Annotated in this window: 14 protein-coding genes; 11 read left to right on the forward strand and 3 right to left on the reverse strand. The window is 46.0% G+C overall.

The features are described 5' to 3' along the window. Nucleotides 1–34 precede the first annotated feature (34 nt). Entirely contained in the window at nt 35–355 is a 321-nt protein-coding gene (locus J6I44_RS15775) for a Dabb family protein (RefSeq protein WP_265767122.1), read from the forward strand. Nucleotides 356–400: 45 nt separating this feature from the next. Here the strand turns inward: J6I44_RS15775 and J6I44_RS15780 are convergent, their stop codons facing one another. Further along, nucleotides 401–1,195 carry a gamma-glutamyl-gamma-aminobutyrate hydrolase family protein gene (locus tag J6I44_RS15780; protein ID WP_265767123.1) on the reverse strand — a complete coding sequence of 265 codons (795 nt, stop codon included), beginning with the start codon at nt 1,193–1,195 and terminating at the stop codon, nt 401–403. Then, nucleotides 1,188–2,192, reverse strand: coding sequence for an amidoligase family protein (locus tag J6I44_RS15785; RefSeq protein ID WP_265767124.1), 1,005 nt, complete (start codon nt 2,190–2,192; stop codon nt 1,188–1,190). The genes J6I44_RS15780 and J6I44_RS15785 overlap by 8 nt, the downstream gene beginning before the upstream one ends. A 166-nt stretch (nt 2,193–2,358) precedes the next feature. Between J6I44_RS15785 and J6I44_RS15790 the strand changes: the two genes are divergently transcribed. The 4 genes from J6I44_RS15790 (at nt 2,359) to J6I44_RS15805 (ending at nt 5,531) form a co-directional block, all read left to right on the forward strand. Beyond that, a complete protein-coding gene (locus tag J6I44_RS15790; RefSeq protein WP_265767125.1) occupies nt 2,359–3,657 on the forward strand; it encodes an amidohydrolase family protein in 1,299 nt (432 codons plus the stop codon). Nucleotides 3,658–3,704: 47 nt separating this feature from the next. Further along, entirely contained in the window at nt 3,705–4,901 is a 1,197-nt protein-coding gene (locus tag J6I44_RS15795; RefSeq protein WP_265767126.1) for an amidohydrolase family protein, read from the forward strand. A gap of 132 nt (nt 4,902–5,033) precedes the next feature. Next, nucleotides 5,034–5,231 carry a hypothetical protein gene (locus J6I44_RS15800; protein ID WP_265767127.1) on the forward strand — a complete coding sequence of 66 codons (198 nt, stop codon included), beginning with the start codon at nt 5,034–5,036 and terminating at the stop codon, nt 5,229–5,231. A gap of 12 nt (nt 5,232–5,243) precedes the next feature. Then, the gene (locus tag J6I44_RS15805) at nt 5,244–5,531 is read left to right on the forward strand and encodes a Smr/MutS family protein (protein WP_265767128.1); all 288 of its coding nucleotides are present in this window, start codon (nt 5,244–5,246) and stop codon (nt 5,529–5,531) included. Between the two features lie 83 nt (nt 5,532–5,614). On the opposite strand, the gene J6I44_RS15810 is transcribed toward J6I44_RS15805, so the two are convergent. Beyond that, a complete protein-coding gene (locus J6I44_RS15810) occupies nt 5,615–6,835 on the reverse strand; it encodes a ScyD/ScyE family protein (RefSeq protein ID WP_265767129.1) in 1,221 nt (406 codons plus the stop codon). Nucleotides 6,836–7,110: 275 nt separating this feature from the next. On the opposite strand from J6I44_RS15810, the gene J6I44_RS15815 reads away from it, so the two are divergent. The 6 genes from J6I44_RS15815 to J6I44_RS15840 all read left to right on the forward strand — a co-directional run bounded on the left by J6I44_RS15815 (nt 7,111) and on the right by J6I44_RS15840 (nt 14,755). Then, nucleotides 7,111–8,940, forward strand: a complete 1,830-nt coding sequence (locus J6I44_RS15815; protein WP_265767130.1) for a MutS-related protein — start codon at nt 7,111–7,113, stop codon at nt 8,938–8,940. 333 nt (nt 8,941–9,273) lie between these two features. After that, the gene (locus J6I44_RS15820; RefSeq protein ID WP_265767131.1) at nt 9,274–9,837 is read left to right on the forward strand and encodes an RNA polymerase sigma factor; all 564 of its coding nucleotides are present in this window, start codon (nt 9,274–9,276) and stop codon (nt 9,835–9,837) included. Next, nucleotides 9,830–10,633, forward strand: a complete 804-nt coding sequence (locus J6I44_RS15825; RefSeq protein ID WP_265767132.1) for a HEAT repeat domain-containing protein — start codon at nt 9,830–9,832, stop codon at nt 10,631–10,633. The genes J6I44_RS15820 and J6I44_RS15825 overlap by 8 nt, the downstream gene beginning before the upstream one ends. 217 nt (nt 10,634–10,850) lie before the next feature. Continuing rightward, a complete protein-coding gene (locus J6I44_RS15830) occupies nt 10,851–11,678 on the forward strand; it encodes a DUF4097 family beta strand repeat-containing protein (RefSeq protein WP_265767133.1) in 828 nt (275 codons plus the stop codon). A 30-nt stretch (nt 11,679–11,708) separates the two neighbouring features. Continuing rightward, nucleotides 11,709–12,515: a DUF4097 family beta strand repeat-containing protein gene (locus tag J6I44_RS15835; protein WP_265767134.1), complete on the forward strand. Its 807-nt coding sequence runs from the start codon at nt 11,709–11,711 to the stop codon at nt 12,513–12,515. Nucleotides 12,516–13,660: 1,145 nt separating this feature from the next. After that, nucleotides 13,661–14,755: a DUF5694 domain-containing protein gene (locus J6I44_RS15840; protein WP_265767135.1), complete on the forward strand. Its 1,095-nt coding sequence runs from the start codon at nt 13,661–13,663 to the stop codon at nt 14,753–14,755. The last annotated feature ends 93 nt before the right edge of the window (nt 14,756–14,848 follow it).

Genomic DNA, 14,848 nt, shown 5'->3' on the forward strand with positions numbered 1-14,848 from the left:
TTGATTTTTTAAATAAGCACAATAGGAGAATATCATGATTCGACACGTTGTAATGTGGAAATTGAAAGACAATGCTGAAGGAGCCACGAAGGAAAAGAATGCTGAAAAAATGAAGTTAATTCTGGAGGGGCTGAAAATAAATATTGATGAGATAAAAAATGTTGAAGTAGGTCTCAACATAACGGAAGACGATGAAGAGTCAGGTTATGCCTATGATGTGGTCTTAATTTCTGATTTTGAAACGGAGCTGGATTATACCATGTATACCCGGAATAACCACCACAAAAAAGCATTGAAGTTTATCAATTCAGTGATTGAAGAGCGGCGGTTTGTAGATTACAAAGTCGATATTTAGTGGGTTCTCAAGAAAAGCGGGCAGGTTCTTCCAGCTACTTGGCTTCTACGAAACTGTCCGCCTTTTATTTGCTTGACTTACCAGTTCTTTAAAGATAGCTCGCTGGGCCGGAATCTGGGGCATATATTCGGGATGCCATTGCACGCCAATCAAGAAGGGCTTTCTATCATATTCAATAGCTTGAATGATGCCGTTCTCTTCTTTAGCTGCGATCACGATGCCTTCACCGCAACGATCGATAGCTTGATGATGCAGCGCATTAATCCAGTCCTGCTCAAATGACAAGATACCCGACAGAAGGCTTCCATCAGTAATAGCTATCTTTTTTCGGGGCCAAACGGAATAGATATAGGGTGTTTCCGTATAAAAGTCTGTGATATCGTTGTGAAGGGTTCCGCCAAAGTGAATATTAATGAGCTGAGCTCCCCTGCAGATTCCCAGAACAGGCCATTTGTTTTCGAGAGCTTTTCTCAACAATTTCAGTTCCATCTGATCTCGATCCTTACTTTTCTTCGGTGACTTCGTAGAGAAAATTGCCCGGACTAAAAAAATTATGGGCAAAAACAGGATGTTGAGGATCATTCGGAAAAAGCCTCGGGAACGGTCTTGTCCCTTTAATCCAACAGATGCAGCCCCTTCCCCGCCATAGAATCGGGGACTTATATCCGCACCCCCTCCCAAGATAAGCCCATGAAGCTCTACTTCAGGCTTTTCATTACCAGGCTGTATCCGGATTGCCTTGCCCCCATGTAAAAAAACGGCCCATTTGGTAAATAGCCAGGCTGCCGTACCTCCGCGATCGGGACCGGTCACTCCAATATTAGGTTTAGGTTCACTCATCTAAATCTAACAAAATGGCTATGGTTTGTGCCCATTCTTTGTGAAATGAGAGCAGTGTATCCCGATCTCTAACCAAATAAAGGCGGCTCAGCTTTTGCAGCATCTCTTGGTCTTCAGCTAATTGTTCAGCGACCATCCAATACGCTAACTCTTCCGTAAAGCGCCAACTTTCATCATCAATACGGCTGTTGGGCAACCGATAATGAAAGGTTGGCCGGGGCCTGTTCTTTTCCCCTTTCATCACCTGCTGGACACGCTCACTATTGTGCATCCCCAAAATAGGCATCATATCCAACGGACGGTTTCGGCTTGGATTAAATTTCAGGTAGTCTTCAACAAACTGGGCTTTATCAGGATCATACTTAGGGTCCAGGATATTGCGGACATACCGTTCCGGAAAAGGATCGACGAAGGGAGAAATTCGACGCGAAATGTCAATATTCAGCTTCGATAATAACCAGGGATAGACCAACAGAAAGGCTCGCAGATACCGAAGCAACGTTGGGGTTCTAAGATCCGGCGCCTCAACATTAATATGCATTCCAAAGGCATGTACCAGTGATGCTTTAGTTCCTTCGGCCCTGTTTTCTTGTAAAGCCCGGCGCAGCACCTCCAGCCTGGACAGCTTATTTAGAGGTATGGGAGGCATCACAATTTCGATGGGCACAACAGACATGGCAAGTTTATCGATCATCTCTTCTACAGATTTCCGAAAAGACCCTTCCTCTAAATCCAAGTTGGAAGTATCAAAAACGTCCTGTCGCGCTATCTTCTGCAACACCCGGGCATCCAGTTCTACCGTAAAATGGCCCAGTTCTGTGTCTGTAACCTGCACGTCATAGCGATTATTTTGCTTTATACTACCTCCAAAAAGGTTACAAATAATTTGAGCCGTCTTGGTAATACTGATGCCGGCAAATTCAAGTTCAAATCCCACGTTCCGGGGATTGCCCTCGCTGTTCGTTTTAACAGGAGGTGATGGATATGGGTCAGCCATAAAGATCAATTAATTGAATAAAATAGAGAAAAATACAGAAATCCTGCTTGCTTAATGCATGTAAAAGGTTGAAAACGACGCCAAAAACTATTTGCCAACATGAAAACTTCTTAGCATAATTGAAATTAAATCAAAAATAACCATTCCTATACCCAAGGAGCAATTCATGAATAGACTCTTTATAATACTGCTTCTGATACTTGTCGTTCCATCAATCACATTTTCTCAGCAAACGCCACAGGCTTTTGCAGGTGCAAAGATTATCCCCGTTGAGGGTGAGCCTATACCTGAAGGCACACTCATTGTTGAAAATGGTAAAATAACAGCTATTGGTCCAAGCAGCGATGTTTCAATCCCCGGTGATGCCCAAACCCATGATGTCTCGGGCAAAGTAATCATACCCGGTCTGGTTGACTCCCACTCTCACATCGGCAGCGGCGACGGCGGAGATCGCTCTTCTGCCATGCACCCTGATGTGCGTATCCTCGACAGTATTGATCCCCGCAGCGACACTTTCAAAAAAGCCCTTGCAGGGGGAATTACCACGGTTAACGTTATGCCCGGCTCGGGTCATCTGATGAGCGGGAAAACGGCCTATCTTAAACTTCGGGAAGCAGACACTATTGAAGAAATGCTCTTTGTTGATGATCCTACCAACGGTGTGGCCGGAGGACTGAAAATGGCCAACGGCACGAATCCCATTGGCGAGGGTCCTTTCCCGGGTACTCGCGCCAAATCGGCCGCTATGGTCCGCGAGCTTTTTATTAAAGCACAAAATTATAAACAAAAACTGGAGCAGGCCGACGGTGATACCGAAAAAATGCCGACCCGCGACCTTGGTATGGAGACGTTGGTGCAAGTACTTGACGGAGAACGCGTTGTTCACAACCACACCCATCGCCATGATGATATACTTACCGCCATCCGTTTGTCTGAAGAATTCGGATACCGCCTGGTGCTCCACCATGTGAGCGAAGCCTGGAAGGTTCCGGAAGAAATAGCAAAGGCGGAGGTTCCCGCTTCTATTATTGTGCTGGACTCTCCCGGTGGTAAGATGGAGGCTACTGACATTCGATACGAAAATGGGGCCGTCCTTGAAGAGGCCGGCGTTACGGTTGGGTACCATACGGATGCCTCTATTACCGACACGCGATTATTCTTACGTTCGGCCGCCTTTGGGGTACGCGCCGGTATGAGTCGTGACGCTGCGCTCAAAGCAGTTACCATCGCCAATGCAAAAATGCTTGACCTTCAAGATCGGGTCGGGACTCTCGAGGAAGAGAAAGATGCTGACTTTGTAATCCTCTCAGGCGATCCCCTCAGCACTTATACCCGCGTGCAGCAGACCTGGGTAGAAGGCCAAAAACGCTTTGACATATCAAATCCAGATGATAAAAAATACGCTACCGGTGGGTACAAGGTGTTTGAGCGGGCGACCCAAAACCATCATCACGGACGACACTAACGACCCGAATTTTGCATTTTTGTTTGAACTTTAAACGCATTGACATCATGAAAAAACGCATTTCACTCATACTGGTTTTTACCCTTGGCCTTATCAGTATTACTCATGCCCAACTTGCCGTTAAGGCAGATACCATTTACACCATGGCTGGTTCAAAAGTTGTAGATGGCGTAATTTTAATCAACGGCGAACAGATTGAAGCCGTAGGTTCTTCCTCAGACGTTGATATCCCCGGTAATTATGAAGTGCATGAAACTTCGGTGGCTACGCCCGGCTTTATTGATGCTCGTTCTGTGGTAGGGTTAGCCGGAATCTATAATCAAGATCAAGACCAGGATCAGCTGGAAACTTCCAATGCCATCCAGCCCGAACTGCGGGCCTTTGATGCCTATAATGCGCGTGAAGAATTAGTCAAGTTTGTGCTTGGCAAAGGCGTAACGACCACCCATACGGGGCACGGACCGGGGGCTTTGGCCAGCGGACAAACGATGATCGCCAAAACAGCCTATAATACGGTTGAAGAAGCCCTGGTTGATTCTGCGACCACCGTGGCGTTCACCTTAACCTCTGGGGTCCGCCGAAACTTTGATAAGCCGGGTACTCGTTCCAAAGGGATGGCCATGCTGCGCCAGAAATTTATTGAAGCCCAGGAATACGCGGAGAAGCAGAACTCCGATGACCCGCCCTCCAGCAACTTAACATTACAGGCCATGGCTGATGTATTAAATGGTAAGCTGACAGCGATGATCACGGCACAACGCGCCCAGGACATCATGACGGCCCTTCGACTACAAGAAGAGTTCGGTTTCGATATGATTTTGGACGGTGCAGCAGAAGCATATATGGTGTTAGATGAAATCAAAGCTTCCGGAGTACCGGTTATCATCCATCCAACCATGGTACGCACTTATGGGGATACCCAAAACGCCAGCTTTTCTACGGCCGGCAAACTTCATGAGGCCGGAATTCCTTTTGCATTCCAAAGTGGCTTTGAAGGCTATGTACCCAAAACCCGTATTGTGCTTTATGAAGCCGCTATTGCCACCGCCTATGGCTTGCCGCGCGAAGCTGCCCTGCAGGCACTGACCAGCAGCTCGGCCCAAATTCTGGGAATCTCTAATTCCGTGGGTTCACTCGAAGAAGGCAAAGACGCCGACATTGTACTTTTTGATGGTGATCCGCTGGAATATACCTCGCACATCAGTGCAGTTATTGTGGATGGCAAAGTGGTCAAGGGCAATTAGATATAAAGCAAATTGGATATAAGGGATATTAGACGCAGTCCCTTATACCTCTATAGCCCTGTTCTAAAATCCATAACATTTATTGATTTTTTGCGTAAAGTATCATTGAATACAAATTAATCAGATCATATTATGAGTGGACGCGGATCGACTGGAAACGTAATTGCAGCATTAGCCAGCTTTTTTATCCCCGGTTTGGGACAGCTCCTGCAAGGACGATTGATTAAAGCAGCTATACAATTTGTATTGGCCGGAGCTCTATGGCTCATTTGGATGGGCTGGATTATCCATCTCTGGTCTATTTATGATGCCGCTACCTTTAAAGGATAAGCAGACAGGAAAATGACAGACGAACCCAACCCTCAAGAACTTCCTATTGATGGAACACTCGATCTGCATACGTTTCGTCCGCAGGACCTGGGCGATCTGATCCCCGATTACATCGATGCCTGCCGTGAGCAAGACATCAGCCAAATTCGCATTATCCATGGGAAGGGCACCGGTAACCTCCGTCGTTCGGTGCACGCTCTGCTGGACCGTAATCCCTATGTAGAAAGCTATTCCCTGGCTCATGACCACAGCGGATGGGGAGCTACGGTTGCCGTATTAAATATTAAAGAGAAGCGATAATACAGCCTAAACCCTATCTTTTTTATCAATAGAGCTTGCCTTATTATCGCTGTCTCTTCCGTTGTATCCTCCTACACGCAACTTTATTCGATAGCGATGACCTCAGCTGCTCCCGGAATCAGCGCATTTTGAGTCGCCCATAACACACCGTCTTTACCGAACGTAATCGCGGTCAAAATTGGAATACCTGTAGCTACTTCGCTGCAGTTCAAACTGCTTAGATCACAGGCATTGATCGTGCCTCCGGCAATAGCTCCCGGGCCCAGTACTTCTACAGCAAACCAACTCAGCTCATCAAGCTCCGCAACATGAAGTATTCCATTTTCATCAAAGGCGAGATCGATAATGGAAGTGAAGCCTCCATCAAATACTTTTACGCAGTCGGGGCTAGATCCACAGACCGCTTCTGAAGCATCGGGTGAAACTCGCCAAATATTGGAAGCGCCAGTGGGGGCAGGAAACCCCTTCAGCTCGCCAACATAATAGTAGCCGTCCGGACCAATGGCTACACTTGTGGGGACCGGCTGGGCGGGGATGTTGGGCGGAAGTCCGCATAATGGTGATTCACTGGGGCATTCTTCCAAATTCTTAATGTTTTCCGTTGAAACGAGCTCATTGGGAAAAACAGCCAACACCTTCACATGGCCCTGATTCGAAACTTTCAAGAGCGCATTGGCCCCGGGATCAGCCACAAGAGCCGATTGTCCGCCCAGCGATTGTACATCAAAAGGATTGGAATCGATTGCTCCGCCATCAGGATTGTTTTCTGCTTCAAAATCATACAGGTCAACAATCAGCCTGGTTTGGCCTTTTGAAAGTCGGTAAAGCCCCTGCCCGGTATCTTCTTCGGGTGCCCCACTCAATCCTTCCAGAGCCCACATTGAGCTTTGCCCAAGAGGACTCATATCGGTTACTCCGGGAAGCATGATCTCCGTACCGCCTGTTGTAGACACGACACCGAATCCGGCATCCGCTACAAAAATATCACCATTGGGTGAAGTGGTTAATCCAAACAGCGGACTGGCAAATGTAACTTCATCCGACTTTTTAAAAGCACTACTTTTGCCACTATAATCCCATTTCCTATATATCTTACTGTCACTTAAGATTAAAGGATGGTTAGCCTCATAGGCAAGCTCGGAGTTTTCATAACTTGAAACAGGCTCCACATCTTTAGCAGAATTGATATCGGTTTGATCACAGGCGACGGCCAAAAGCAAAATAGAAGCTGCCATTAACCAGTAGCCACATCTTTTTACACCTACACATCTTCGATTCTCTACGAATGGACTTATTCTTTTCATAATGAATCCCTCTTTTTTATCTCTGATTTATTATTTAGGTGGGTAATAGATGCCTGATCATTGATGAGTAGAAATTATAATATGAAAAATCGATCACATTTTAAATATCTATGTTTATGATCACAAAATTCCACCCTCCAACTTCGATCGTTGTGTAAATAATGATTAAGATCAGTATATTATCCGGCAGATTAGCTACCTGCGATGCTGAAAGTATATGTTCAGTACCTTTCTTTATTTTAAGTTGAATTGAATCCCTATTAATAACCACTTCGATGAGTTATACTTCCCAGTCACTGCGCCAAGCGCTACAAAATCAGCTTCGACGGCTACAACAGCACATTAATCAGCTGACACAACAAGACCAACGGCTTTCAATGTTGCGATTGGCCGCATTTGTAGGGGGATTAGTGCTCATTTATCTGGCCGGATCATTCGGTCCTGAATGGCTTTTCTGGATTACCATGCTTGCTTTCATCGGTGGATTTTATACCCTCGTAAAGATGCATCGCCAAGTCGAACAGTCACTCAACAAATTCACCACTTGGAAGGCTATTCGCAGCCGACACCTGGCACGCCAGTCGCTTAACTGGCAAGACATTCCACCAAAGACTCCGTCCCAATCCTATACCCAGCATCCTTTTGCCAGCGATCTGGATATCCTTGGTCAACATTCATTGCTGCAACTCATTGACACCGGCAATTACCAGGGCAGTACCGATGTGCTTGCAAAGCTTCTCTTAAATCAAAACCCTGATCCCAAAGCTATTGAAGAGCGCCAGTTAATCATCAAGGAGCTGGTTCGACAGCCTCAATTCAGAGATCAGTTGCATCTGCTCGCACATGTGCATCATGAGCAAGAGCTTGAAGATGACTGGACGCTCGAACAACTCAGAGACCATCTTAATAAAGCTGAACCCGTTAATTATACCTTCCCTCTGGCGATTTTAGGAAGTTTGTCGGCTCTCAACCTTCTGCTTCTTTTCTTATATCTTATTGGTGTCATCGGACCCTATATCGTTTTTACTTACGTTTTATACCTGGGCATCTATAACTTCAACAGTGACAAAATATCGGGACTTTTTGATGAGGCTTCCCAAATTCAAAAACTGTTGGGAAGATTTCATCCGGTGCTGGAATTCCTGGAACATCACTCCTACCGCAATAGTGAGCGGCTGAAAGATTTCTGTACATTATTCTGGAACAGCGCTGATTCCCCCTCCCGCTATGTTCACCAGATTATTCGCATTGCCAGCGCAGCCGCTTCGCAGAATAGCGAATTGGTATGGCTGTTGATTAACTCCTTAGTACCCTGGGATCTTTATTACACTCAAAAGCTAAGCCGGTACAAACAAGAGCTGGCCCCCAGACTCTCCAGCTGGATCGACCGGTTCTATCAGCTGGAAGCGTTCAGTTCTCTTGCCAACTTTGCCTGGCTCAATCCCCAATACTCTTTTGCACTCCCAGACCCAAAGGCAGCTCCCCCCTTAGAAGCCACAGACTTAGGCCACCCCTTACTCCCCGAAAGTGAGAAAATAACCAATGACATCACCATCCATGAAAAGGGCGATATCTTACTTATCACCGGATCGAACATGGCCGGCAAAAGTACTTTTCTTCGTACCATCGGTATTAACCTGGCGCTGTGTTACAGTGGCGGTGTGGTCAATGCCTCTTCTTTTTCTACTATCCCTTTCCGACTGTTCAGCAGTATCAATGTAAGCGATTCACTGGATAATGGACTCTCTCATTTCTATGCCGAAGTCAAACAACTCCGCCAGCTGCTGAGTCTCCTTGAAGACAACCAACCCATGCCGGTCTTTTTCTTGGTGGACGAGATCTACCGCGGTACCAATAACCGGGAGCGCCTGCAGGGAAGTCAGGCATTCCTTAGAAATGTAGCCGGTAAGAATGGCGTGGGACTCGTTTCTACCCATGACCTCGAGCTTGCCCAACTTGAAGAGACCATTCCACAACTGAGTAATTGGCACTTTGCGGAAACTATTGAAGGCGAGAAGATGAGCTTTACCTACAAACTCAAACCCGGCCCCTGCCCATCTACCAACGCCCTCAAGATTATGCAGATGGAAGGCCTGCCCACTTGAGAATTAAAAATGAACAATTAGGAATTAAGAATTACTGGTCTTCTATAAATAAACCCTCCTTCTATACCTAATTCTTAATTCGAGAAGTCTTTTGAAATAAGGACAGATATTCGACTTCACTCCACTACGTTTCGTTGCGCTCAATCTGACGTCAGTCTGAGCGCAATGAGCCCCGATGATTCTATCGGGCGAATGAAGTCGAAGAGTGAACAATCAATTCAATAAGCCAACCATTCAGCAAATCAACAATTCATCAATTCATCAATTCATTTGTAACCTTTCTATTTTTTTTCAGTGTACTGTAGTGAATGATGAACACTAAAAGCACTGGCGGTGGATTCGACTTCTGATAATGCATTAATGCTTAAAGTAAAGCAGGGTGACCTGGATAAACTGGGCCTGTTGTTTGAGCGGTATAACCGTCGGCTCTTTCACTTTTTCTACCGGTTGACCCACCGCCGGGATGTAAGTGAAGACCTGGTGCAAGGTGTTTTTGAACGTATCCTGAAGCACCGCAATACCTACACCGAAAACGGGGCCTTTTCAGCATGGATTTTCCAGATAGCCCGAAACCTACAGATTGATCACTACCGCAAGAACCAAAAGTATCAACTGACGGCCCAAGAGGTTAACTGGAATCAAATGGAAGGAGCACCCGGGGAATTACCTTCCATGGAAGAAGCCGATACCGATATGGCATTATTGCAGCAGGCGCTTTCTCAGCTTGACAACACCAAAAGGCAAACGCTGGTACTGAGCCGATTTGAAGGATTTAAATACAAAGAAATTGCGGAGATCATGGATTGCTCCGAAAGTGCTGTTAAAGTCCGTGTGTACCGGGCCCTGCAAGAGCTTAAAGTCTGTATGAAAGAATTAAAGCGAAAAAACTATGATTGATGAACAACATATCGAACTGGTAACAGCCTATCTGGATGGCTCTATCAAGCCGGATCAACAGGCGCAGCTCAATGATCTTATTGACGACGGAGAAATAGATGCCTTGCAGCTGCGGGAAATGCAAAACCTGTATACCGAGCTCGGGCAACTGCCTGCCGAAGAACCCTCTGCACAGATGCGAGACAACTTCTATGGGATGCTGCAAGAGGAAAAGGCAAAGCAACCCGCCAGTAAAGCATCTTGGCTCACATGGATTAACCAGCTCTTAACTTCGCGAAGAGTGCAACAGGCGGGAATTGCCGTAGGCGTCTTTTTGATCGGCCTTGTCTTCGGTAACCTCTTCACTCCGCTCCAGGATTATCGCCAGCAGATGGACCAGCTTTCCACGGAGGTATCACAGATGCGGGAAGTAATGATGATGAGCCTGCTCGAGGCACGCTCTCCTTCCGACCGGCTGAAGGCGGTAAACATCAGCTCTGATTTATCTTCCACTGACGACCGTGTGATATATGCTCTTTTGAAAACGCTCAATAATGATCCCAACGTCAATGTTAGGTTGGCCAGTATCGAGTCGCTGCTCCGCCATGCCGAAAATCCCAAAGCCCGGCAGGGATTGGTTGAGGCAATCTCACGGCAGCAGTCCCCACAAATCCAGGTAGCCCTGGCCGATGCCATGCTGGCCCTGCAAGAAACGAAATCGGTGGATGAACTGCGCCGATTGCTCCAGCAACAAGAACTGGACTCCACCGTCCGCGACAAACTTCAAAACACCATCGCAGCACTAAACGAGGCATAAGATGAATAGTTTGAAACATTTTTCACTAATAATATTTCCTGTCAAGTTGTATCACAGAGTTACTCAAAGAATCACTAAGAAACACAGAGTATTTCAGAGCCTTTGTGCAACTCTGTGTTTCCTCTGTGCCCCTTTGTGTTACAGTGTTGGGACTTTCTGGGAATCAAACCATCACAAAAGATGCTGGATAACCAATGGATGCTTACTTCTAATTCTTTTGGCATTCCAACCATCGTTTTCAAGGGCCCAGGATGTTAGCCGCACCATTCATAAAACGGCAGCCTTTGTCGATCAGGCAGACCCACACAACAAATTCAGCATCATGAATATCAACGGTTCCGTCTCCGTGGAAGCCTACGATGGAACCACCATTCAACTCACCGTTGCGGAAACCATTAAAGGCAGTGCCCAGAAAATAACACAGGCCGAAGAAGAATTAACGTATAAGCTGGAACGGCGAGGCAACCACATCCTGGCCTACCTGGATGCCCCCTTCGTAACAGTTAAAATAAAAGGCCGGGATGTTAGCTATTCCATCCAGCGCGCCGATGAGGACTATGAATTCAATCACGATGTGCGCGTCAAGGTGCCCCGGGATATCCTCCTAAACGGATCCACCATTAATGGGGGCATGCTTAAAGTGGTCGGTCCTTTCAAAGAGGTGAAGGCCAGTAACATCAATGGCGGTCTGGATTTACAACAGCTCACCTCTCTAACGGAGGCCTCAACCGTCAATGGCGATATCGATATATCTTATGCCCGTGCGCCCAAAGAAAGCTGCAGTTATAAGACCGTTAATGGCACGATTGACATTCACATGCCCAACGACCTGTCTGCTGATGTCTACTTTAAAAGTCTCCATGGCGATCTCTATACCGATTTTGAAGTCGAAAAACTTAAGCCGGAAGTAAGAAAGCAAGATGATTCCCACGCCACTGCCATACAATACCGCGTGGACAAGTTCTCGCCTGTCCGCATCGGCGCCGGTGGACCCAAACTGACCTTTAATGTTCTAAACGGTGATGTCTATCTCCGAAAAGACTAAAAAGCTTACTATTAACAACATCTCAATACTATGAAAGCACTCAACTATTTTTTATCAACTCTTGTCTTGGCGTTGGTCCTGTCTGTACAGGCGAAAGCCCAGGAACAGATTGCCGTCCCCTTATCAAATCCCGGTGAGCCCGGTAGCCTGCATGCAGGCATCGTACGCGGTTCCATTTCGGTAACCGGTTATGACGGCACGGAAGTCCTGATTAATTATGACGGCCAACCCCGGGATAACGAACGCGAAGTGACTAAAGACGGCTTGCGGCGGATCTCCAACAATTCCATTGGATTCCAGGTCAGCGAAGATGACAACGAAGTGGAAATCAGCGGTGCCTCTCCCCTGCAAAGCCTGAAACTGGATATCTCCGTCCCCCGCAACTTTTCGCTCTTTCTTTCTACGGTCAACGGAGGAGAGCTTCTTGTCGAGAATGTCTCGGGCGAGATGGAACTCAGTAACGTCAATGGAGATGTGGTACTCCGGAATGTGGGTGGATCGGCCATGGTGAATACCGTCAATGGTGATATTGAGGCGACTATCCAAGATGCGGCTCCTAACCAACCGATGGCGTTCAGTAACCTTAATGGGGATATCGACATCACGCTTCCGGCAGATGTTAAGATGTCGGCAAAAATGAAATCCGAATGGGGAGAAGTCTTTACGGACTTTGATATGGATATCAGCCATACCAACAACAAGGGCGTTAAATCCTCTACCCAAGGCGGTGCGTTCAAGATCTCCATCAACAACTGGATTTACGGAACCATCAACGGTGGCGGACCGGAATACCTCTTTAAAAGCATGCGGGGCGACATTTACATCCGCAAGCAGTAGTACATAACCCATTTATGATAGAAGCCGTAATTACGATACCCTACCGCTGTTTCTATCATAATTTGTTAGCTTTCTAAGCAGAGCTAACCTCATAACGGCCTCAACCTTGACTGGTTGAGGCCGTTTTTTAAAGTCCCCCCTTGTGGAAGTAATACATAGAAACCGAGGCCTGTGCCCGTAGTTTTAACGAATGAGTAGGGACCAGAACGTAGAGACGCATCGCATGCGTCTCTGTTTTAATTAGATCAATACATTATTCATTCAAAAGACAGATGCTACCTGTCTGTACAGTTATTCCACTCAAGAATGTCAGGTGGTGCGGTCCACCTCCGCGGTGGGCTGCACCTTGTACGAGTACCCCCTCCCAAGATGGAGCACACCAGATAGGTGTACCCCATCCATGCCATGACTAACGAAATACTTTCCGAAAGTCTTCGAAACAGAAGCGATTCAACATTCTCAGCACCTCCCGGATAACCTGCTGCTAACCTTATTTCTTCTCTCCTGCTGTGATAAGCGTGGACCCAACTGCACTAAAGGCCCACTACGCCGAAGCAACTTGGCTGCGTAGGCCGTGCTTCGAAGGCAGGCAGCTTGAAACAGCCAAGATATTCAAATATCTATATGTAGGTTTCACGTCCCCCTTGTGGCAACAGGCCATAAAGAAGCAGTGCATGCGAACCGAAGGGGGCCAGGGGGATGATTAGCTAAGTTCTTTTAATAAAGCATTCCCCTTTTCAGCTTTTGCCTTTGATGAAAGAATAGGATGCCAATTTTTTGTCCTCAAATCCCTTGAAATGAATCTCTCCTTGCATACCAGCATTACATTGACGAAAAGAAAACCATCCCCGATACAGTGAACACCCCTCCCGCCTGAAGGCGGACTCCCCTCAAGGGGAGAATCGAACGTGCTACGGCTCTTCCGGTCCCACTCCTCAGCATAATGTATAAAGCCGGAGGAACAGAAGTTCTATGCGCCTAATCCTTTAAGAGTAAGCTGTTTGCGGTTAAAGAGAATATTTATAACCATAGATATCATAATAACATCATGGCACTGACTTGTTGATATAATTATTAGTTATACGGCATCCATTACGTAAATAGAACCAATTAATTTTTAAACCCAATAATATTTCTATAGTTCTATGCGGTTTATTTTGATGTTCTTATTTGTTTTCAGTTTCACCCTATCTAATTCTGTTATTGCCCAATCTCCTCAATATTCAGAAAAAACATCTACCCCAGGATACCACGTTAAAAAAACTAAAATCCTTGTCTTGGCAACTCAACATCTAAGACAACTTCGCGATGATTATTCTCCTGTTCTTCTTGACTCCCTTGTATCCGTGCTTGAAACATACAATCCAAATATCATCGGTATCGAGGTGGAATCCGGTACACAGTTTGCTGCAATGGAACAAAGACATAGAATTTATGAGTCCCGCCTCGGAAATGACCACCTGAAATACGGGAAAAAGGCCCAAGAAGCCCTCAATATTTCCTGGTCTAAAGCCCATGCCGTAGCTGACTCTCTCTTGAACAACGTTCAAAGTACACAGGAAGTGGAAGATAGCACAAGGTTAGAACTTGTCAATTACCTGATCGCTTCATATCGTCTTTATACGGCGGCCCTGCAGTGGTCTTATATAAGTGAAGAGCAAAGAAACAATCAGTCAGTTATTCCAAAAGATACAGCAGAGTTACTTGAATTGTACATTAATTATCCTGCTGCAAATGAAATCCTGTCAATTGGACATCGGCTTGCTCATAATTTGGGGCACCAACGTCTTTATCCCATCGATTATCATTTGGAGAAAGATCTTTATAATTCTGTAGTTAGTCCCACAATTAGTGAGGAGTTAGCGAGTTCTACATTACAAAATGCATCATACCTTCAAAAGATTGACCACCTTATTGAACAAGGAATTAAGGATAGCACTCTTTTTCCTTTGTACCAATTTATGAATTCTCCTGCCTATGTTAAGCAAGATAAAAAAATACAATGGCGAAATACTTTTTTGGAAACAGAAGAATTCAATAAAGTTTTGCGCCAGCGGCTTGCTCTATGGGAAGTTCGTAACTTAGGTATCGCTGCTAACATTCGTAAAGCCAGTGCCCATAAACCCGGCGGACGTGTTTTGGTTATCATCGGTGGATCGCATAAAGCATTTCTCGACTCATATTTTAAAGAAATGATGGGAGTTGAAGTGGTACATCTAAGTGACATCACAAAGAACTAACTTATTACTGCCGATCCCCGCAGCCGTGCTACCAATACTTTACCCCTTTTCCTTTTGTAAATGAATGAAGTGTCTATTTTTTGTCACCAAATC

Source organism: Fodinibius salsisoli, assembly GCF_026229185.1.
GTDB classification, from domain to species: domain Bacteria; phylum Bacteroidota; class Rhodothermia; order Balneolales; family Balneolaceae; genus Fodinibius; species Fodinibius salsisoli.